Here is a 2,565-nt window from a genome sequence, read left to right on the forward strand (position 1 = left end):
CTGCCTCTGCCTCTGCCTCTGCCTCTGCCTCTGCCTCTGCCTCTGCCTCTGCCTCTGCCTCTGCCTCTGCCTCTGCCTCTGCCTCTGCCTCTGCCTCTGCCTCTGCCTCTGCCTCTGCCTCTGCCTCGACAACGACGACCTCATCGGCCACGTCATCACCTTCGACAACCGACAGCTCCGCCACCGGCACCTCAGCGCCGGCCTCATCAGCCTCATCGGTCACGGCAGCCACATCGGTCTCGTCAGCCTCGTCGGCGTCCCCCAGGGCGTCGGTGAACTCGACGCCGTCCAGCTCCGCGAGCCGGTCCGAGGCATCGGTCGTGCCACCCTGGTCGGCCTCCAGCGCCTTGGCGAACCAGTCGCGCGCCTCGTCCTCGCGCCCGACCTCCAGCAGCGCGTCCGCGTACGCGTAGCGCAGCCGCGCGGTCCACGGGTGCACCGCGTTCGACGCGAGCTCGGGACCCTGCAGCGTCACCACAGCGGCGTCCGCCTGCCCCATGTCCCGACGGGCACCCGCCGCGACCAGCCGCATCTCGACCTGCCCGGCCTTGTCCAGCTTCGCCACCTCGGGCTCGCCGGCCATGGCCATCGCCTTCTCCGGCCGGCCCAGACCGCGCTCGCAGTCCGCCATGACGGGCCACAGCTCGACGCTGCCGGTCATCCGCCGCGCCGCCCGGAACTCGGCAAGCGCCTCGCTGTAGTTGGCGATCGCGTACGCCGCGAAGCCGGCGGCCTCACGCACCGCGGCAACCCTGGACGCCAGCCGCAGCGCGATCCGCGAGTACCCGTACGCCTGCTCCGGGTCCTCATCCAGCAGCTTCGCCACCATCACCAGGTTCTTGGCGACATCCTCGGCGAGCGTCTTCGGCAGGCTCAGCAGCTCCTGCCGCACATCCTTGTCGATCTCCTCGCCGGTGACGTCCTCCGGAATCGGCAGCCGCTTGATCGGCTCCCGGTCCCGGTCCCGACGGTCATCACGCCGGTCATCCCGGCGGTCGTCCCGCCCACGCCCGGCACCGGCACCGTACGGCCGACGCCCACGGTCATCATCCCGCCGCGGCCCCCGGTCATCACGCCGGAAACCCCCACGCTCGCCACCGGACGGACGGTCATCCCGACGGAACCCACCGCGATCGCCACCACGGTCATCACGCCGGAAGCCCCCACGGTCACCACCGCGGTCATCACGACGCTCATCGCGCCGATCGTCCCGACGGAAGCCGCCACGGTCACCACCGGTGGGACGCCCACCACGGTCATCCCGCCCGGCATAACCGCCACCGGCCGGACGACCACCACGGTCACCACCAGCGGGGCGCCCACGGTCACCACCCGAGGGACGGTCATCGCGCCGGAAACCGCCACGGTCCCCACCCGAAGGCCGGTCGTCACGACGGAAACCACCACGGTCACCGCCAGACGGACGGTCATCGCGCCGGAATCCGCCACGGTCACCACCGGACGGACGGTCATCACGGCGGAAGGGAGGACGCTCGCCGCCCCGCTCATCGCGACGGAAGCCCCCACGGTCCCCACCCGACGGACGGTCATCACGCCGGAAACCACCACGGTCACCACCCGAAGGCCGGTCATCACGACGGAAACCACCACGGTCACCGCCAGACGGACGGTCATCACGACGGAAACCACCACGGTCGCCACCGGACGGACGATCGTCGCGACGGAAACCACCACGGTCGCCACCGGACGGACGTCCACCGCGGTCATCGCGCCGGACTCCGCCACGGTCACCACCGGAGGGACGGTCGTCACGACGGAAACCACCACGGTCACCACCAGACGGACGGTCATCACGACGGAACGCGGGACGGTCACCGCCGGACGGACGTCCACCACGGTCATCGCGCCGGAAACCACCACCGCGCTCATCGTCACGACGAGGCCCGCGCGGCTTGTCATCCCGACGGTCGCCGCCACGGAACCCACCACGGTCGCCGCCTGAGGGACGGTCATCGCGACGGAAGCCCCCGCGGTCACCACCGGTGGGACGCCCACCACGGTCATCCCGCCCGGCATAACCGCCACCGGCCGGACGACCACCACGGTCGCCACCAGCGGGGCGGCCACGGTCGCCACCCGAGGGACGGTCATCGCGACGGAAGCCGCCACGGTCACCACCGGACGGGCGGTCATCACGACGGGCACCACCACGGTCGGAACCGCGGTTGTCACGGCCCGCGTAGCCGCCACCGCCGCCGGCCGGGCGGCCGCCGCGGTCATTGTCACGACGCGGCCCCCGGTCGTCACGCCGGAAACCACCGCGGTCACCGTCGTCGCGCCGCTGAGGCCGGCGCTCCGAACGATCGTCGGAAGAGTTGGTGGACATCGACGTGACTCCTGTCATCGGTACTGCACATTCATTCTCGCGCACCGACCATTTCGGCGCGCTTCGGCAAGCAAAAAGGACCCTTGGTCCCAGCGTGAACGCTGGGACCAAGGGTCCTTGAAAGATTGTTCGGCGGCGTCCTACTCTCCCACAGGGTCCCCCCTGCAGTACCATCGGCGCTGAAAGGCTTAGCTTCCGGGTTCGAAATGTAACCGGGC

The 2,565-nt window shown here is 70.6% G+C and carries 1 protein-coding gene, 1 rRNA gene and 1 pseudogene; all 3 read right to left on the bottom strand.

What is annotated here, in order from left to right; translation table 11 throughout:
* The coding region (locus ACH4FH_RS27710; RefSeq protein ID WP_398558642.1) for a hypothetical protein at positions 1-892 on the bottom strand (892 nt) is incomplete at its 3' end.
* A gap of 288 nt (positions 893-1,180) precedes the next feature.
* Positions 1,181-1,996, bottom strand: a pseudogene (locus ACH4FH_RS27715) (hypothetical protein); the annotation flags it as partial.
* A gap of 478 nt (positions 1,997-2,474) precedes the next feature.
* Positions 2,475-2,565, bottom strand: a 5S ribosomal RNA gene (gene rrf / locus ACH4FH_RS27720); the annotation flags it as partial.

The organism is Streptomyces sp. NPDC017993, from assembly GCF_044328065.1.
GTDB lineage: Bacteria > Actinomycetota > Actinomycetes > Streptomycetales > Streptomycetaceae > Streptomyces.